Raw genomic sequence first — 17,540 nt, 5'->3', positions numbered from 1 at the left:
ACCGCGGGTCAGCTTGGCGGTGGGTGACCACGACCGCGGGAGCGCCTGCCGGGTGCTTGGCGTCCCAGCCGCCGGCGATGTCGAACAGCTCCCCGACCTGGTCGTCGTCCCCGGAATTCATCGGCGGCGTGCCGCTCACCGCCGGCCGCTCACCGGCGGCGCGTGGCCCGGCCACGCGTCGTCGTCCACGGCGAGGAAGGGTTCACGGGCCAGCGCCGCCGGGGTGACCCCGGTGAACGACCGGACGTGGCGGTGCAGATGGGACTGGTCGAAGTAGCCGGACTCGGCCGCCACGCTGCCGGGGCTCCGGCCCGCGGCCAGCCGGTGGGCCGCGTGGTGGAAGCGCACCAGGTGCGCAGCCCGCTGTGGGGTGAGGCCGATGTGCGCGCGGAACCGGGACCACAGCCGCTGGCGGCTCCAGCCCGTCTCCGTCGCCAGCGCCTCCACCCGTACGCCGCCTCGGCTCCGCGCGATACGCCCCCACGCCCAGGCCACTTCGGCTGGCACCACGTGCCGCACCCGCCCCGCCTCGTACCGCCGGACCAGAAGCTCCTCCGTCATCGCGAACCGGCCCGCCCAGGTGGGCACATGGCTCAGCCGCTCCCGCAACAGCGCGGCCTCCCGGCCCCAGATGTCCTCCAACGCGACGACGGAGCCCGCGAGTTCCGCAGGACCCGCGCCCAGCACGGCGCGCGCCACCAGCGGAGACAGGCGTACCTGGACGGCCAGCAGGTCGCGGCCGCTCACCCGCAGGCCGGCGAAGGCCAGCCCCGCGGCAACGGTCGCCCCGCGGCGGCCCGCCGCGTCCTCGACGTGGAGCGCGCCGGGGCCGAAGTCGAGCGCCAGGGTCACGGAGGGGTGCGGGACGGCCCGCATGTCGAGGGTCCCCGGCCCCCGGTCCCGGAATCCGGCCATGCTCACGCCGTTCAACCGGGCGGGGCGCGGGGGCGGCACGACCTCCAGCACGAAGCCCGGCGCGGCGTGTCCGTACGCCGCGGGCCGCTCGGCCTGGGAGCACATGGCGGCATGGTACGAGCCGGGGCCCGGAGCTGAACCCGTACGGGATGCGGGAGTTCGGGGCGGCCCCCGGAACCCCGGAGCCCCCGACATTCGTCCAAGACGCGCACCGGCGGCGCCCGCCACCGTGGGCCCATGGACGAGAACCTTCGTACGCGTAACCCGAAGTCAGCGAACCTCGCTCAGCCCACTGGCCCCGAAGCTCCCGGCGAAGAGCTGCACCTCACCCGGCAAGGCCCGCCCGACGCCCCCACACTCGTGCTCCTCCACGGCTTCACCGCCTCGGGCCGGAGCTGGGACGCGCTGGCCCCCTTACTGGACCGCGACCACCGCGTGATCCGCGTCGACCTGCTCGGGCACGGCCGTTCGCCCGCGCCCTCCCGCGCCGACTACGGCATCCCCGCGCAGGCGCGCCGGGTCGGCGAGGCGCTGGACCGCGCCGGCGTCCGGCAGGCCCTCGTGGTCGGGCACTCCACCGGCGGTTCGGTGGCCACCGCGCTCGCCGAGCGGCGTCCGGACCTGGTCTCCGCGCTGGCCCTCCTCAACACCGGCCCCCGTCTCGACGCCGTGATACCGCAAGGCCCTCTGGGGCGGCTGCTCGAAGTCCCCCTCCTCGGGCGGCTGTTGTGGGCGCTGCGCACCGACGGCATGATCCGGCGGGCCGCGGCCAACGCCGTGACCCGGGACGTCGAGATCCCGCAGGCGGTCGTCGACGACGTGCGCGGTATGACGCATCACGCCGTCACCGCGACGGCCCGCGCGGCGGTCGGCTATCTCCGCCAACGCCCGCTCCCGGACCGGCTGGCCGCCCTCGGGAAGCCGCTGCTGGTCGTCTTCGGCGCGGAGGACCGGAGGTGGCGTTCCTCCTCGGCCGCCGAGTACGCCGCCGTGCCCGGGGCGCGGATCGAGATGCTTCCCGGCGTCGGCCACTCGCCCCCGCTGGAGGAGCCGCGCCGCACCGCCGACCTGCTGCTGGCCTTCGCCGCCGGGCTCCCGCGCACGCAGAAGGCCGGTCCCTCTGCGTGAGGGGACCGGCCCTGGATGCCTCGCGGCGCTGCTGTCGGGACGGCGGGATTTGAACCCACGACCCCCTGACCCCCAGTCAGGTGCGCTACCAAACTGCGCTACGTCCCGGTGCCCGGCTGCGCGGACCTGAAGAATATATCAGCAGGTCAGGGGCGGTAGGCAACTCAGCATCCGGGCATGAAGGCAGGCCGGTCCGCCACTCGCCCCGCCGCTCGCCCCACCGGTCGCCCCGCGGATCCTCTCGTACGCCGCGTACAGGCTCCGCACAGCCGGCGCACAGGTGCGCTCCCCAGGCTGGCCGCCATGGCACATCCCTCACCGACCTCCGCTCCGGCGCGGCTCCTCACGGGCCCGCCGCACGCCCCGCGCTGGGCGCGGCCCGCGCTGTGGGCGGTCCTCGCCCTCGCCGCGGTGCTGTACCTGTGGAACCTCCCGGCCATCGGCCAGGCGAACTCCTTCTACACCGCCGCCGTCTACAGCGGCACCCACTCCTGGAAGGCGTTCTTCTACGGGGCGTTGGACGCGGGCAGCTTCATCACCGTGGACAAGCCGCCCTTCGCGCTGTGGGTGATGGGGCTGTCCTGCCGGATCCTCGGCTTCGGTACGTGGCAGATGATGCTGCCGATGGCCGCGGCGGGCGTCGGCTCGGTGGCGCTGCTGTACCGCATGGTGCGCCGCGCCTTCGGCTACCCCGCCGCAACCCTCGCGGCGCTGGTGCTCGCGCTGACCCCGATGACCGTGGCCATCACGCGGGACAACAACCCGGATCCGGTCCTGGTCCTGCTGCTCCTGCTCGGCGCCGCGGGCACGCTCAGGGCGATCCGCACCGGCGCGCTGTTGCCGCTGGTGGGGGCTGCCGTCGCGGTCGGCTTCGGGTTCCACACGAAGATGCTCCAGGCGTACGTCGTGCTGCCCGCGTTCTTCCTCGCGTACGTGGTCGCGGCCCGTACGACGACCGGCCGGCGCCTCCGCGACCTGGCCGTGGCCGCCGTGGCCCTGCTCGTCTCCAGCGGCTGGTGGATGGCGGTCGTGGACAGCGTCCCCGCGAAAAGCCGCCCGTACATCGGCGGAAGCACCGACAACACCGTGTGGGACCTGGTCGTCGGCTACAACGGCTTCGGCCGGATCTTCGGCGCGAGCGGCGGGGGCGGCGGAGGCGGCACGGCGCAGGGCGGCGGCTTCGGGGGCGAGGCCGGGATCGGCCGGATGTTCAACGAGATCGTGGGCGGACAGATCTCGTGGCTGATCCCGTTCGCCGCGGTGGCCCTCGTCGCGGGGCTGGTGCTGCGCGGCCGGCGACCGCGGACCGACCCGCAGCGCGCCCAACTCCTGCTGTGGGGCGGCTGGTTCGTGCTGCACCACCTCGTGTTCAGCCTGTCCGAGGGCACCTTCCACCCGTACTACGTGACGGCCATGGCGCCCGGTGTCGCGGCGCTGTGCGGGGCGGGCGGCGTGGCGCTCTTCCGCGCGTTCCGGCAGCGCGGCGGCGTGTGGACGTGGCTGCTCCCGGTGTCCGTCGCCGGTACGGCGGCGTGGGCGATCGCGCTCCTGGCCCGCACGGACGGCTGGAACGCGTGGCTCATGCCGGTGATCGGCGTCCTCGCGGCTGCGTCGGTCGCGGGTCTGCTGGCTGCGCGTTCCGGCGTACGAGGTGGGGCGCGGCACCCGTTGCGTACGCGGCGGCTCATGACGGTCGCGGCGCTCGCCTCGGTGGTGGCGATGCTCGCGGGGCCGAGCGCGTACGCGGTGTCGGCGGCGACCGCCTCGGGCCAGGGCGGCGGCATGAACGGCACCAACCCGACGGCGGGGCCCACGACCGGCGGCGGCTTGGGCGCCGGGATGGGCGGCCCGCCCGGTGGTGGCGGGCCGGGACACAAGGGCGGCCCCGGCGGCAAGAGCAGTCCCGGCGGCTCCGAGTCCCCGGGCAAGGGCGGTCCCGGCGGCGGAATGGGCGGGGTCGACTCCGCGATGCTCGCGTACCTCAAGAAGCACCGCGACGGCGCGACCTGGCTGCTCGCCGTGTCCACCGACCAGGCCGCTTCCTCCGCGATCCTCGCCGGCGGCGAACCGGTGATCTCCATGGGCGGCTGGACCGGCAGCGACGACGCGATGACGCTCGCCAAGCTCAAGCGGCTCGTCCGGGAGGGCAAGCTGCACTACGTACAGCTCAGCAGCGGAGGCGGGCCGGGCGGCAACTCCAAGGCGGACCTGACCAGTTGGGTGCGGCAGCACGGGACGGAGGTGGACGCCGACACGTACGGCTCCAGCAGCTCCACCAGTGGGAACGGCGGCAGCCGGCTCTACCGGCTCGACCCCACCGACGTGAGCTGACCCCGCACCGCGCGTGCCGGGCCCCTCACGCCGCCCTGCACTCCCCCAGCCCCTCAAGCGCCTCCGCGTGCTCCTTGGCGTGGCCCGCGGCCCCGGGCACGCCGAGCGCGGTGCGGAACTGTTCGCGTGCCTCCGCGATGCGGCCGACCGCGCGGTAGGTGCGGCCCAGGCGGGTGCGGATGTCCATCTCCAGCCGGTCGTAGTGCGGTTCGGTGAGCGGGGAGAGCGTGCCGTGCTGGGTGAGGGCCCGGTGCTGGGCGGCCTCGGCGGCGGCGAAGTCGCCCTCGGCGTGCTCCGCCGTACCCAGCCTGGCGAGGGTGAGCGCGTGCAGGAGGACGTCCCCCGCCTCCTCCACCAGGGCGGCCGCGCGGCGCAGCAGCACCGCGGCCTCGGCGTGCCGGCCCATGGCGAGGTGGATGTCGGCGATGCAGGTCAGGGCCCTGCTGGTGGTGCGGGGGCGGTCGATGGCGCGGGCCCGTTCGTGTGCCGCGTGGAAGCACTCCAGGGCCTCCGCGTTCCGCCCCTGGGCATGGCGTACGTAGCCGAGCGCGCCGTATCCCATCCCCACGACCCAGTCGTCCCCGGCCCGTTCGGCCAGCGCGACCGCCGTGGTGAGCCGGGGCACCGCCTCCTCGCCGCGGCCCATGGACAGCGAGGCGAGGCCCAGGCCGGTGAGGGCGCGGGCCTCTTCGCGCCGGTCGCCGCGTGCGCGGCTGCGGCGCAGCGCCTCGGCGAACCACGTGCACGCCTCCGCGTAGCGGCCGCCGTGGAATGCGGCGAGGCCCATGCAGCTCCGCAGGGTCAGGGTCATCCGCCGGTCGGTGGCCCGGTCGGCGAGGGAGAGCGCGGTCTCCAGTGCCGCGCAGCACTCGCGGTAGCGGCCGCGCCCGAGCAGGTGGTCGGTGAGGGCCTCGGCGATCCAGCAGGCCAGGTCGGCCTCGCCCGCGGCGGCCGCGTGGCCGACGACCTCGGCGAGCTCGCCGTTGGCCGCGTCCAGCCAGGCCGTCGCGTCCTTCCAGCCGCTGAACGGCGCGTCCCCCGGCCGCGGTCCCGTGGGGAAGCCGCCTGGTCCCCAGTCGCTGGTGGTCCGGCCCGCGTCCACGTACAGGAGCAGCCCCGCCGTGCGCGCCTCGGCCGCCTCGGCGGGGCGGGCCGCGGCCAGTCGCCGTGCGTGGACCCGTACGAGATCGTGCAGCCGGTAGCGGCCGGGCCGGGGCTGGGCCAGCAGGCTCGTGTCGACCAGGCGCTCCAGGACCGCCTCGGCCTCCCGGGGCCCGCGGCCCAGCATGGCGGCCGAGGTGCGCAGGTCGAACTCGACGGTCGGCGCGAGCCCCAATGTGCGGAAGCCGCGCCGCTGTTCCGGTGCGAGCTGGTCGTAGGAGAGGCGGAAGGCGGCCTCCACGCTGCGGTCACCCGCGCGCAGTTCGTCGAGCCGGTGCTCGTCGCGGGCCATGCGTCCGGCCAGGTGGCCGAGCGTCCAGGCGGGCCGCGTCTGGAGCCGCGTGCCGGCCAGGCGCAGGGCCAGCGGCAGCCGGTCGCAGAGCCGGGCGAGCACGCGCGCCGCCTCGGGCTCCCTGTCCGCGCGCTCCTCGCCCACGATGTGCCGGAGCAGCGCGACCGCGGCGCCGTCCGGCAGGGGTTCGAGGGTCACGCGCCGGTCGGCGTCCAGCTCGGCCAGGCGTCTGCGGCTGGTCACCAGCACCCTGCTGTCGGGGCCCGCGGGCAGCAGCGGTCGTATCTGCGCGGTCTCCAGCGCGTCGTCCAGCACCAGGAGCAGCCGCAGCCAACTGGTCGCCGCGCGCCAGGCGGCGGTGAGTTCGTCCAGCCCCTCCGGCACCTCGCTGTCGGCGGCGCCGATGGAGCGCAGCAGGCGCCGCAGGACGCGGTGGGGCGTGGGCCCGTTCCGTTCGGCGCTGTGCGCGCGCAGGTCCACGAACAGGGCGCCGTCCGGATAGTGCGCGCGCAGCTCGTGTGCCGCGCGCACCGCGAGTGTCGTCTTGCCGACCCCGGCCGTGCCGTCGACCGTCACCACGGACACGGCTCCCGGCGCGCAGTCGGCGGTGACCCGCGCCAGCTCCGCCTCGCGGCCGATGATCCGGCCCGCGTCGCCCGGCAGGTCGTTCGCGGCGCGGCGGGTACGGGGCGGGGCGGTGGCGGTCGTGGTGCGCGCCGCGGGCCCCAGGAGGCGTTCGCCGTCGCGGCGCAGGACCGCCTCGTGCACGCGGCGCAGCTCCTCTCCGGGGTCGACGCCCAGCTCGTCGCGCAGCCGCCCGCGCATCTCCTGATAGGCCGTCAGCGCCTCGGCCTGGCGCTCGCTGCCGTACAGCGCGCGCATCCGCAGCGCGAGCAGCGCCTCGTCGTACGGCTCTGCGGCGGAGAGCGCGGCGAGCTCGTCCAGGGTCTCGGACGACCTGCCGAGGCGTACGAGGCAGCCGATGCGCTCCCGTTGGAGTGCGCGGCGGCGCTCCGCCAGGCGTTGCCGCTCGATCCGGGCGAGCGGTCCCGGCAGCCCGGCCAGCGGCTCGCCGGTGAAGAGGGCGAGCGCGGCGGTGAAGTGGCCGAGTGCCGCGCCCAGTTGGCCGGAGAGCTTCGCCCGCCGTCCCTCCTCGGTGCGGGCCGCGAGCGCGGCGGTGTCGAGCTCGGCGTCGTCGGCGGCGAAGCCGTAGCCGCCGCGGCCGCTGCGGATCACCGATCCGGCCCGGCCGCCGCCGGCCGCGTCGAGCGCCTTGCGCAGCGGGTAGACGTAACTCGGCAGCACCCGCCGTCCCGTCGCCGGAGGGCGGTCGCCCCACACCGCGTCCAGCAGTTGGTCCTGGCTCATCAGCGTGCCCGGGTGCAGCACGAGCGCCGTCAGCACCGCCTGGCGCCGCAGCGGTCCCAGATCCACCGGCCTCGCGCCGCGCCAGGCCCGCACGGGGCCGAGCACCGCGATCCGGAGCCGCTGTGGATTTCCCCCGTCCACCGAAGCCTCCGCTCCGCGCATCATCGATTTTTCATCTGCATTGCAGCGCCTCACGCGACGCTTGGCAAGACACGCCTTGCCCACGCTGCACGGCTGCCCCGGACGAATGCGGGCAGCACGGACGCCACGCTCCGACCGGGTCCGGCAGCGCGCGTACGGCTCGTCAACCACTCGACATGGAGGCCAAGTTGAGCGAGCACCGCTCTTCCCGCAGAAGCGTCCTCAAGGCCGTCGGCGGCATCTCGGCGGCCGCGGCGCTGGGCGGCGCCGGCACCCTCGCGACGGCGTCGCCGGCCGGTGCGGCCGAGGACGGCTCGGGGCTGCGCATCGTGGAGCGAAACGAGGACGACCCCCGCATGCGGTTCTACCGGTTCGCGACCGAGGCGGTCGGCTGGAATCCGGCTGTGAACGTCCTGCTGCCCGACGGCTACGACCCGGGCCGCGCCTACCCCGTCCTCTACCTCTTCCACGGCGGCGGCACCGACCAGGACTTCACGACCTGGGACCGCGCGGGCATCCGGCAGGCCACCGCGGGCAAGCCGCTGATCGTGGTGATGCCGGACGGCGGCCACGCGGGCTGGTACTCCGACCCGGTCAACTCCAATACCGGGCCCCGCAATTGGGAGACCTTCCACCTGCACCAGCTCCTCCCGTGGATCGAGGCCACCTTCCGTACGCATGCCGAGCGGGAGGGCCGTGCGGTGTCCGGCTTCTCCATGGGCGGCTTCGGCGCGCTGAAGTACGCGGCCAAGTACCCGGGCCACTTCGCCTCGGTCAGCGCGCACTCGGGACCGCCCAGCCTGCGCCGTGACCTGGGCGCGGTCGCGCACTGGGCGAACGTGTCCGCAGGTGCCCTGGACCTGGGCGGCGGCACGATCTACGGCGAACCGTGGGACGAGCGCAAGGTGAGCGCGGACAACCCGATGGAGCACGTCGAGAGCTACCGCGACAAGCGCGTGTTCCTGGTCGCCGGGACGAGCCCCAACCCGGTCGACCCCTTCGACCTGCTGAACGAGACCGAAGTGCTCAGGGGCCAGCAGGAGTTCCGCGCCGCGCTCGACAAGGCCGGCATCCGGCACGAGTGGCACGAGGAGCCGGGCGGCCACGTGATACGCGCCGAGATGGTGCGCCGCGACATCGACGGGATCGTGGAGCGGCTGCGCCCGGCGTAGCGCCCGGCACGGAGGAGACCGCGGCGCGCACGCGTCCATGGGTGCACAGGGGAGGCCCATGGACGCGTGCGCGCTGCCGCCTACGCCGCCTTCGCGCTCCCCGCGGGCTGCCCGGCGAGCGCGCCCTCCGCCGCCTCCAGGATCGCGCCGAAGGTGCGGGTGATCACCGGGCGCGCGAGGCGCCGGGTGAGGAAGCCGCCGACCAGGGGCAACGGGATCTCCGCGCGGGTGATCCAGCACACCCGCGTACCGCCCTCGATCTCCTCGAAGGTCATGCGGCCCAGCGCGTGCCGCGCGGGCGGCACGCAGCGCTCGACCGCGTACTCGGTCACGTACGGCGGCTCGTAGCGCGTGATCCGCTCGCGGAACCAGCCGATCAGCCACAGGTGGCTGCGCACGGCGCCGACCCCGTACGGGGCGCCCTCGCCGTGCCGGGTGAGGCGGCAGCGCACGACGAGGGGCGAGCGCGTGTAGTTGGTCGTCGTGGTCAGCCACGCGAACACGTCCTCGATGGGGGCGTGCACGACGCGTTCGACGGTCATGGTCTCCATGGCGCCCGTCCTCCTCTGTCCAGGGGCAGCACCGGCTCGGCGCGGCGCAGCTTGTCGGGGTTGCGCACGCCGTACAGCCCGTGGATCCGCCCGTCGCGGATCTCGAAGGCGACGAGCCAGTCGAGTTCCCCGCGGGTGACGAAGCGGGCGGCCGGCATGCCGTTGTAGGTGGCGTGCTCGATGCGGGTGTCGGCGGTGGTGGTGCGCAGTACGCCGTGTACGAAGCGGGCGATCTCCTCGCGCCCCGTGATCGGGCGCCGGGCGGCGACGGCCTTGCCCCCGCCGTCCGAGAGCTGCACGGCGTCGGGCGCCAGCAGGTCCATGAGCTCCTGCACTTCGCCGGTCGAGGCGGCGCGCAGGAAGCGCTCCACGATCTGCCTCGCCTCCCCCGTGTCGGGCGCGAAGCGGCGGCGGCGCGCCTGTACGTGGCGCCTGGCGCGGTGCGCGGTCTGCCGGACGGCGGTCTCGTTCCTGCCGAGCGACTCGGCGACCTCGCGGTGGGTGTAGCCGAACACGTCGTGCAGCACGAACACCGCGCGCTCGACCGGATTCAGCGTCTCCAGCACGAGCAGCATGGCCATCGAGACCGACTCGGCGAGGACCACGTCCTCGCCCACCTCGGGGGCGGTGCGCACCGGCTCGGGCAGCCAGGTGCCGACGTACTCCTCGCGACGTGCCTTCGCGGCGCGCAGGTGGTTGAGGGACTGCCGGGTCACGGTGCGCACCAGATAGGCACGCGGGTGGTCGACGGCGTCCTGGTCGACCGCGCTCCACCGCAGGTAGCTGTCCTGCAGCACGTCCTCGGCGTCGGCCGCGCTGCTCAGCATCTCGTACGCGATGGTGAACAGCAGCGGCCGGTGCTCGGTGAAGGCGTCCTCGGCCGTCACAGCGGGCATCCCGGCGGACGGCCTCTCGGCGGACTGCTACGCACAGGGGGCTCCTCACGTCGGCTGCCCATGGGGACACCCCGCACGGGCAGGACGTGACACTACGGCGCTGTGATCCACAGCACAGCGGGAACCCGGTGGCCGGTTACTCCAGGATCCGGGTCACCTGCCCCGCGCCCACCGTCCTGCCGCCCTCCCTGATGGCGAACTTCTGGCCCTCCTCCATGGCGACCGGCTGGATCAGCTCGGCGATCAGCTCGGAGTGGTCGCCCGGCATGACCATCTCGGAGCCCTCGGGGAGCGTCACGACGCCGGTCACGTCGGTGGTGCGGAAGTAGAACTGCGGCCGGTAGTTGTTGAAGAACGGCGTGTGCCGCCCGCCCTCGTCCTTGGAGAGGATGTACGCCGTCGCCTCGAACCTGGTGTGCGGGGTGACCGAGTTGGGCGCCGCCACGACCTGCCCGCGTACGACGTCGTGCCGCCGCACACCGCGCAGCAGCAGCCCCACGTTCTCGCCCGCGCGGCCCTCGTCGAGCAGCTTGCGGAACATCTCGACGCCGGTGACGGTCGTGCCGGTCTTCTCCGCCTGGATGCCGACGATGTCCACGGGCTGGTTGACCTTGAGCACCCCGCGCTCGATGCGCCCGGTCACGACCGTGCCGCGCCCGGTGATGGTGAAGACGTCCTCGATGGGCATCAGGAACGGCTTGTCCACGTCGCGCTTGGGCTCCGGCACATAGGAGTCGACGGCCGCGAGCAGCTCCAGCACCGAGTTCGTCCACCGCTCGTCGCCCTCCAGCGCCTTGAGCGCGGAGACCCGCAGCACGGGGATGTCGTCGCCGGGGAACTCGTAGATGCTGAGCAGCTCGCGGGTCTCCAGCTCGACGAGCTCCATGATCTCCTCGTCGTCCACCATGTCGGCCTTGTTCAGGGCGACGACGATGGCCGGCACGCCGACCTGGCGGGCCAGCAGGACGTGCTCCTTCGTCTGCGGCATCGGCCCGTCGGTCGCGGCGACGACGAGGATCGCGCCGTCCATCTGCGCCGCGCCGGTGATCATGTTCTTGATGTAGTCCGCGTGGCCGGGGCAGTCCACGTGCGCGTAATGCCGGTTCTCCGTCTGGTACTCGACGTGCGCGATGGAGATCGTGATGCCGCGCTGGCGCTCCTCCGGCGCCTTGTCGATCGACTCGAACGCCGAAAAGGCGTTGAGCTCCGGGTACTTGTCGTGCAGCACCTTGGTGATCGCCGCCGTGAGCATCGTCTTGCCGTGGTCGATGTGGCCGATGGTGCCGATGTTCACATGGGGCTTGGTCCGCTCGTATTTCGCCTTCGTCACCGCGAGCACTCCTGCCGTGAGGGACGGGTGAGTGGCACAGCCGTAGCGTCCCGCCGTACGGGTCACGGCGACAGGGCCGCACGGCCCCTGTTGCGCGGACCCGCGGCGGACTAGTCGGGAGGGACCGGCGGTCGGCGCCGGATCCGGCGGAGCGGCGAGGAGCGGTTGCGGTGGCCACGGTGCAGGGCGGCACGCGGGACGGCGGCAGGAGCACGGCGAGCGGCACGAAGCCCCGGAGCAGGCTCCCGCGCAAGGCGTACGAGCGCGAGCTCTACCGCCTCCAGACCGAGCTGGTCAGGCTCCAGGAGTGGGTGCGGGCCGAGGGCGCGAGGCTGGTCGTGGTGTTCGAGGGGCGGGACGCGGCGGGCAAGGGCGGCGCCATCAAGCGCGTCGCCGAGCACCTCAACCCCCGTACCGCACGCACCGTCGCGCTCCCCAAGCCCACCGACCGCGAGCGCGGCCAGTGGTACTTCCAGCGCTACATCGCGCACCTGCCGGCGGCGGGCGAGATCGTGCTCTTCGACCGAAGCTGGTACAACCGCGCCGGCGTCGAGCGCGTGATGGGCTTCTGCACCGAGGCGGAGTACCGCCGCTTCCTGCACCAGTGCCCGGCCTTCGAGCGGCTGTTGACGGAGGAGGGCATCCTGCTGCGCAAGTACTGGTTCTCCGTCAGCGATGCCGTGCAGGAGGAGCGCTTCCGCGCGCGCCTCGCGGACCCCACCCGGCGCTGGAAGCTCTCCCCCATAGATCTGGAGTCCCAGACCCGGTGGGAGTCCTATTCGCGGGCGAAGGACGCGATGTTCGCGCACACCGACACCGCCGAGGCGCCCTGGTACGTGGTCGAGAGCGACGACAAGCGCAGCTCCCGCCTGAACGTGATCGCCCACCTGCTGTCCACGGTCCCGTACGAGAAGGTCGCGCAGCCCGTGCTGCACCTGCCCCCGCGCCCGCCCTCCACCGGATACGCGCGGCCGCCGCGGGAGCGGCAGCGCCATGTGCCGGACCACGCGGGGGCGTTGGCGCGGGATGCAAGCGGCTGACCAGGCTCTCGACCAGCCACGCCGTCTCATATCCTGGTCATGGCCTTACCGAAACATGAGATGCGTGAGATCGTTTTTACTGCCCGTTTAGGGCGACCGCTCGAACCCCTCGCGCGAAAGACAGACCGAGAGATGCCCACACCTGCCACCGGCACAGCGGACAGACCCGCAGCACCCGTCAACCCGCGGTCCCGCGTACTGATCGCCAGCCTCATCGGCACGACGATCGAGTTCTACGACTTCTACATCTACGCGACCGCCGCCGTACTGGTCTTCCCCGCGCTCTTCTTCCCGAGCAGCGACCCGACCACGGCGCTGCTCTCCTCCTTCGCGGTGTTCGGCGCCGCGATGGTCGCCCGTCCCATCGGCGCCGTCTTCTTCGGGCACCTCGGCGACCGGCTCGGGCGCAAGCGCACGCTGGTGGTCTCGCTGATGACCATGGGCATCGCCACGTTCCTCATCGGCGTGCTGCCCACCTACACCCAGGCGGGCTGGATCGCGACCGCGCTGCTCGTGCTGATGCGGCTCGCGCAGGGCTTCGCGCTCGGCGGCGAGTGGAGCGGCGCGGCGCTGGTCGCGACCGAGAACGCACCGAAGGGCAAGCGCGCGCTGTGGGGCACCTTCCCCCAACTCGGCGCGCCACTGGGCTTCATCATCGGCAACGGGCTGTTCCTGCTGATCGGGGCGCTGCTGCCGTCGGCCGCGGGCGCCGATCCGACGCAGCCCTCCGAGGCGTTCCAGAGCTGGGGCTGGCGTATCCCGTTCCTGTTCTCCGCCGTGATGGTCGCGATCGGCCTGTGGGTGCGGATGCGGCTGGTGGAGGCCGAGGTCTTCACCAAGACCCAGGAGAAGGGCGGGGTGCGCAAGCTGCCGCTGGCCACCGTGTTCCGCAGCCACTGGAAGCAGCTGATCCTCGGCACCTTCGTCATGCTGGCCACGTACGTGCTCTTCTATCTGATGACCACGTTCTCGCTCAGCTACGGCCGCGCCGCGAAGGACGCCGCGGTGCCGGGTCTGGGCTACAGCTACACCACCTTCGTGCTGATGATGATCTTCGGCGTGCTGTTCTTCGCCGCGTTCACGCTGGTCTCGGGGCCGCTCGCGGACAAGTACGGCCGCCGCGTCACCCTGATCTGGATCACCGCGGGCATCGTGGTGTTCGGCCTGGTGTGGGTGCCGCTGCTCGGCCTGGGCACGCTCGGCGTGGTGCTGTGGCTGGTGCTCGGCATGTCGCTGATGGGCATGACCTTCGGCCCGATGGGCGCGCTGCTGCCCGAGCTGTTCCCCACGAGCGTGCGCTACACGGGGTCGGGCATCGCCTACAACGTCAGCTCGATCCTCGGCGCGGCGGTGGCCCCGTTCATCGCGGTCGCGCTGTGGGAGGCGGGCGACGGATCGCCGTGGCTGGTCGGCGTGTACCTCTCCTCGATGGCCGTCCTCACCCTGATCTCCCTGCTGCTCGGCAAGGAGACCAAGAACGTCTCCCTGGACGACGGCGAGGCGCCGGCGGCGGAGAAGCCGGAGCAGGGCACCGCCGAGCCGGTCGCCTCCCCCGCTTCCTGACCGGACCGCACCGCGGAAGTGCCGCCCCACCAGCGCAACTGAACCGTCCCACCAGCACAACTAATCGGTTGCGACGGACCGTTGGCCCATGCACGCTTGCTCCCCGCGTGCGCGAGTGCGCGCGCGGGGAGAGCCTTGGGAGGGTGCGATCGTGAGCGGACGTACGGCGGCGGAAGCGGCGGACGGCGAGGGGAAGTCCCCTGCGGCAGCGGGCCCCTCGGGGAGAGTGGACGGCCGCGCGGTGGCCGCGGCCTCCGTGACGGTCCTGCTGTGGGCCTCCTCGTTCATCGCGATCCGCAGTTCGGCCGCGCACTTCTCGCCGGGCTCGCTCGCCTTCGGCCGGCTCCTGGTGGCCTCGCTCGTGCTGGGCGCCGTGCTGCTGGCGCGGCGCGGCGGGCTCCCGCCCCGTGAGGCGTGGCCGGGCATCATCGCGTCGGGCATCCTCTGGTTCGGCGCGTACACGGTCATGCTCAACTGGGGCGAGCACCACGTCGACGCCGGCACCGCCTCCCTGCTCGTCAACGTCGGGCCGATCCTGATGGCGCTCCTGGGCGGCTGGCTGCTCAAGGAGGGCTTCCCTCCGCGGCTGATGGCGGGCGTCGGGGTCTCCTTCGCGGGCGCCGCCGTGGTGGGCCTGTCCACGTCCGAGGGCGACGGGTCCTCGCTGCTGGGGATCGCCCTGTGTCTGTGCGCCGCTGTGGTGTACGCGGTCGGCGTGGTGGTGCAGAAGCCGACGCTCAAGCACGCGACGCCGATGCAGGCGACGACGTTCGGCGCGCTGGCCGGGGCGGTCGTGTGCGCGCCGTTCGCGGGGCAGCTGACCTCCGAGGTGGGCCGCGCGCCGGCGTCCGCGACCCTGCAGATGGTCTACCTGGGCGTGTTCCCGACCGCCCTCGCCTTCACCACCTGGGCGTACGCGGTCTCCCGTACGACCGCGGGGAAGATGGGCGCGACCACGTACGCGGTACCGGTGCTCGTCGTCCTCATGTCGTGGCTGCTGCTCGGCGAAGTGCCGGGCTGGCTCACGCTGTTCGGCGGAGTGCTGTGCCTGTGCGGGGTGGCGCTCTCCCGCATGCGGGGCAGGCCGCGTACCGCACCGTCCCCCGGCGACCGCCCGTCCGCCACGGCACCCGCACCCGACCAACCGGCCGTGTCCGCCGACTCCACCCACTGACGCACGGTCTCCCTCCCCGGGGTCGCGGCCGCGCCGTCGAGGCTGCCCGCGCGCTGCTCTAACCTGTGAACCGAACACCGTGATCACCGGCAGTCCAGTGAGGTGAGCCTCTGTGCACGACGTGTTGCGGGCCACGTCAGGCAGCCAGCTGTTCCAGATGACGGCTGCCCCCTACGTGGTGCTCGACACCGACCTGCGGATCCAGGGGGTGAACCCCGCGTATCTGCGGGCCACGGGGCGCTCGCACGACGAGCTGCTCGAGATGTTCATGTTCGACGCCTTCCCGGACAATCCGGAGGACGAGAAGGCCGACGGCGTACGCAATCTCGGCGCCTCGCTGGAGCAGGTGCTGCGGCACGGCGCACCGCACAACATGGGGGTCCAGCGCTACGACATCCCCGACGTCGAAAACCCCGGGACCTTCCGGCTCAAGACGTGGTCGCCGCTCAACTCCCCGCTGCTGGACGGCGACGGGCGGGTCGTGGGCGCGCTGCACCACGTCGAGGACGTCACCGCCGTACACGACCTCCTGCACGGCGCGGGGACCGACGGGGACGGGCAGCCGCCCGCGGCCGTGCACCACGCGATGCTGGCCCTCGCGCGCTACGAGCGCGCCGCCGACGCCTTAACCGCTCCCCCCGCCGTGCCCGTGCACGCCCCGGCCTCCGCGCACGCGCGCCGTGACGCGCTCTGGCACCGCATCGTGCACGCCGTGCGCGAGGACAGGAACGCGGGGTGCGCCGACGCCGTGTGCGGCGCCGCGGTGGCCGAACTGCCCGTCGACGGCGCCGCGATCACCCTGCACGGCAGCGCGCTGCACCGCGGCAGCCGGATGCCGCACCAGCTCGGTGCGAGTTCCCGGCTCGCGCAGCGTGCCGAGGAATTGCAGTGGGTCGTGGGCGAGGGCCCCTCGCTGACCGCCTTCGACACCGGCGAGGCCGTTCCGGCCGCCGACCTGGACAGGGCCGGTGCCGCCTGGCCGCTGTTCACGGACGCGGCCCAGCGCATCGGGCTCTCGGCGGTGTTCGCCTTCCCGCTGCGCACCGCCGCGTCCATGCTGGGCACGCTCACCCTCTACCGCGCCCGCAGCGCCGAGCAGCAGCCCCAGGAGCCGCCGGCCGACGGAACGCTGAGCGTGTGCGCTGAGACGGTCCTCAGCCCGGCGCCCAAAGCCCCAGCGGCACGTGCCCGTTGGCCCGTCCGTCCGCGCCCAGGAGCCTGCCCATCCGCTTGGCCGCGCGCAGGGTCAGCTCGCGGCGGCCGATCTCCGCGCGGGGGCAGCGCCGCAGGAGCTGTTCCTCGAAGGGCGCGCACTCGCCGGGCGAGCGCAGCCAGACCAGCAACAGCAGGTTGTGCGTACCCGTGACCGCCGCGCACAGCCGGGTGTGCGGCAGCGCGGCCAACGCGCGTGCCGCGGCGTCCAGTTCCTGCGGCGGCACACCGATCCGGTACGCGGCGCTCACCGGCCACCCCGCGAGCGGCTGCGTCACATCGCAGCGGAACCGCAGCTGCCTGCTGCGCATCATGCGCCCGAGCCTCCTGCGTACGGTCGTCTCGCTCAGCCCGCACAGGCGGGCCAGGTCCGCGCAGCTCCGGCGGCCGTCGGCGCCCAGCGCGCGCAGCAGCGGGCGGTCGTCCTCGCGCAGCGCGTCCGGGGCCGGGCGCGGGCCTCCCGCGCTCCGCGTGACCAGCCGGGAGCGCTGGCTGCTGCTCAGGGCGTGCGGCAGCCAGTCGCCGCCCTCGCGGTAGATCCGCGTCCCCACGGCGGCGCGCACCGAGCGCACGCCGGGAAGCCCCGGCAGCCGCGCGGTCACCAGGGCGTCGAGGGCGGCCAGATCGGCGGCGGCGACGCCCAGGAAGATCTGGTGGTCCCCCGTCATGCGCTCCAGGTGGAAGACGTACGACCACCCGCACAGCGTGTCGGTGATCTCCTCCAGGCGCTCGGGATCGCAGGCCAGGTCCAAGTAGCCGACGGTGAAGTCGCGTTGCAGCGGATAGGCGGTCAGCCACGCCAGGCCCTGCCCGCTCAGCCGGCGCCAGCGCCGGGCGGCCGTGGTGGCGTCCACGCCCGTGGCCTCGGCGACCCGCGCCCAGGAGGCGCGGGGCTGCACCTGGAGCGCCTCGATCAGCGCCAGGTCGGTCTCGCTCAGCACGGGTCCGGTCCTGCCCGGAGCGTCTCCGGTCGCACTTGGTCCGGAGCCGCTCGGTCCGGAGCCGCTCGGTCCGGAGCCGCTCGGTCCGGAGCCGCTCGGTCCGGAGCCGCTCGGTCCGGAGCCGCTCGGTCCGGAGCCGGTCGGTCCGGTGCCGGTCGGCCCGACTGCGGTCGGCCCGATTCCGTTCAGCCCGGTCGCGAGCGCGGCGCCCGTACGGGGCAGCGGTACGGGAGCGGGTGCGGTCGACATGCGGATCATCGTGGCAGCCGGGAAGCGCCCGCGACAGGGTCGTGAACGCGGCCGGGACGCCGGGCCCCGGGGCCCG

Annotated in this window: 12 protein-coding genes, 1 tRNA gene and 1 pseudogene; 7 read left to right on the top strand and 7 right to left on the bottom strand. The window is 73.7% G+C overall.

Annotated elements, in window-relative coordinates; translation table 11 throughout:
* Window positions 1-135: 135 nt before the first annotated feature.
* Window positions 136-1,020 (bottom strand): AraC family transcriptional regulator, encoded by an 885-nt coding sequence (locus tag ABEE00_RS04985; RefSeq protein WP_345743987.1) that lies wholly within the window; start codon window positions 1,018-1,020, stop codon window positions 136-138.
* A 132-nt stretch (window positions 1,021-1,152) separates the two neighbouring features.
* Between ABEE00_RS04985 and ABEE00_RS04980 the strand changes: the two genes are divergently transcribed.
* Window positions 1,153-2,043 carry an alpha/beta fold hydrolase gene (locus ABEE00_RS04980; protein WP_345743986.1) on the top strand — a complete coding sequence of 297 codons (891 nt, stop codon included), beginning with the start codon at window positions 1,153-1,155 and terminating at the stop codon, window positions 2,041-2,043.
* Window positions 2,044-2,077: 34 nt separating this feature from the next.
* Here the strand turns inward: ABEE00_RS04980 and ABEE00_RS04975 are convergent.
* Window positions 2,078-2,151 (bottom strand) — tRNA-Pro (locus tag ABEE00_RS04975).
* A 195-nt stretch (window positions 2,152-2,346) separates the two neighbouring features.
* Between ABEE00_RS04975 and ABEE00_RS04970 the strand changes: the two genes are divergently transcribed.
* Window positions 2,347-4,374, top strand: coding sequence for a mannosyltransferase YkcB-related protein (locus ABEE00_RS04970; RefSeq protein WP_345743985.1), 2,028 nt, complete (start codon window positions 2,347-2,349; stop codon window positions 4,372-4,374).
* 25 nt (window positions 4,375-4,399) lie between these two features.
* On the opposite strand, the gene ABEE00_RS04965 is transcribed toward ABEE00_RS04970, so the two are convergent.
* Window positions 4,400-7,336, bottom strand: coding sequence for an AfsR/SARP family transcriptional regulator (locus tag ABEE00_RS04965; RefSeq protein ID WP_345743984.1), 2,937 nt, complete (start codon window positions 7,334-7,336; stop codon window positions 4,400-4,402).
* A gap of 176 nt (window positions 7,337-7,512) precedes the next feature.
* On the opposite strand from ABEE00_RS04965, the gene ABEE00_RS04960 reads away from it, so the two are divergent.
* Window positions 7,513-8,508, top strand: a complete 996-nt coding sequence (locus tag ABEE00_RS04960; RefSeq protein ID WP_345743983.1) for an alpha/beta hydrolase — start codon at window positions 7,513-7,515, stop codon at window positions 8,506-8,508.
* Window positions 8,509-8,588: 80 nt separating this feature from the next.
* On the opposite strand, the gene ABEE00_RS04955 is transcribed toward ABEE00_RS04960, so the two are convergent.
* From ABEE00_RS04955 to tuf, 3 genes are all read right to left on the bottom strand, one after another.
* On the bottom strand, window positions 8,589-9,059 hold the full coding sequence (locus ABEE00_RS04955; protein WP_345743982.1) for an SRPBCC family protein: 471 nt from the start codon (window positions 9,057-9,059) through the stop codon (window positions 8,589-8,591).
* The gene (locus ABEE00_RS04950) at window positions 9,047-9,955 is read right to left on the bottom strand and encodes an RNA polymerase sigma-70 factor (protein WP_345743981.1); all 909 of its coding nucleotides are present in this window, start codon (window positions 9,953-9,955) and stop codon (window positions 9,047-9,049) included. Before ABEE00_RS04950 ends, ABEE00_RS04955 begins: the two co-directional genes overlap by 13 nt.
* Window positions 9,956-10,091: 136 nt before the next feature.
* Window positions 10,092-11,285: an elongation factor Tu gene (tuf, locus tag ABEE00_RS04945; RefSeq protein ID WP_345743980.1), complete on the bottom strand. Its 1,194-nt coding sequence runs from the start codon at window positions 11,283-11,285 to the stop codon at window positions 10,092-10,094.
* 179 nt (window positions 11,286-11,464) lie between these two features.
* On the opposite strand from tuf, the gene ppk2 reads away from it, so the two are divergent.
* From ppk2 to ABEE00_RS35760, 4 genes are all read left to right on the top strand, one after another.
* On the top strand, window positions 11,465-12,325 hold the full coding sequence (gene ppk2 / locus ABEE00_RS04940; protein ID WP_345744067.1) for a polyphosphate kinase 2: 861 nt from the start codon (window positions 11,465-11,467) through the stop codon (window positions 12,323-12,325).
* 132 nt (window positions 12,326-12,457) lie between these two features.
* The gene (locus ABEE00_RS04935) at window positions 12,458-13,888 is read left to right on the top strand and encodes an MFS transporter (protein ID WP_345743979.1); all 1,431 of its coding nucleotides are present in this window, start codon (window positions 12,458-12,460) and stop codon (window positions 13,886-13,888) included.
* A gap of 241 nt (window positions 13,889-14,129) precedes the next feature.
* The gene (locus tag ABEE00_RS04930; protein ID WP_345744066.1) at window positions 14,130-15,062 is read left to right on the top strand and encodes a DMT family transporter; all 933 of its coding nucleotides are present in this window, start codon (window positions 14,130-14,132) and stop codon (window positions 15,060-15,062) included.
* A gap of 112 nt (window positions 15,063-15,174) precedes the next feature.
* The gene (locus ABEE00_RS35760; RefSeq protein WP_451918492.1) at window positions 15,175-16,428 is read left to right on the top strand and encodes a PAS domain-containing protein; all 1,254 of its coding nucleotides are present in this window, start codon (window positions 15,175-15,177) and stop codon (window positions 16,426-16,428) included.
* Window positions 16,429-16,591: 163 nt separating this feature from the next.
* Here ABEE00_RS35760 and ABEE00_RS35755 read toward each other — a convergent pair.
* Window positions 16,592-17,464, bottom strand: a pseudogene (locus ABEE00_RS35755) (AsnC family transcriptional regulator); the annotation flags it as partial.
* Window positions 17,465-17,540: the final 76 nt, after the last annotated feature.

The organism is Streptomyces odontomachicola, assembly GCF_039605595.1.
In the GTDB taxonomy this organism is placed as follows: Bacteria; Actinomycetota; Actinomycetes; order Streptomycetales; family Streptomycetaceae; genus Streptomyces.
Note: the sequence above shows the minus strand (reverse complement) of the source record. Positions and strands in the feature narration are given on the sequence as shown.

Excerpts from the sequence above, each read along its gene's own strand:
- ABEE00_RS04970 (WP_345743985.1), top strand. The coding sequence starts at position 2,347 with ATGGCACATCCCTCACCGACCTCCGCTCCGGCGCGGCTCCTCACGGGC.
- ABEE00_RS04985 (WP_345743987.1), bottom strand. The coding sequence starts at position 1,020 with ATGTGCTCCCAGGCCGAGCGGCCCGCGGCGTACGGACACGCCGCGCCG.
- ABEE00_RS04955 (WP_345743982.1), bottom strand. The coding sequence starts at position 9,059 with ATGGAGACCATGACCGTCGAACGCGTCGTGCACGCCCCCATCGAGGAC.
- ABEE00_RS04950 (WP_345743981.1), bottom strand. The coding sequence starts at position 9,955 with ATGCCCGCTGTGACGGCCGAGGACGCCTTCACCGAGCACCGGCCGCTG.
- ABEE00_RS04935 (WP_345743979.1), top strand. The coding sequence starts at position 12,458 with ATGCCCACACCTGCCACCGGCACAGCGGACAGACCCGCAGCACCCGTC.
- ABEE00_RS04960 (WP_345743983.1), top strand. The coding sequence starts at position 7,513 with ATGGAGGCCAAGTTGAGCGAGCACCGCTCTTCCCGCAGAAGCGTCCTC.
- ABEE00_RS04980 (WP_345743986.1), top strand. The coding sequence starts at position 1,153 with ATGGACGAGAACCTTCGTACGCGTAACCCGAAGTCAGCGAACCTCGCT.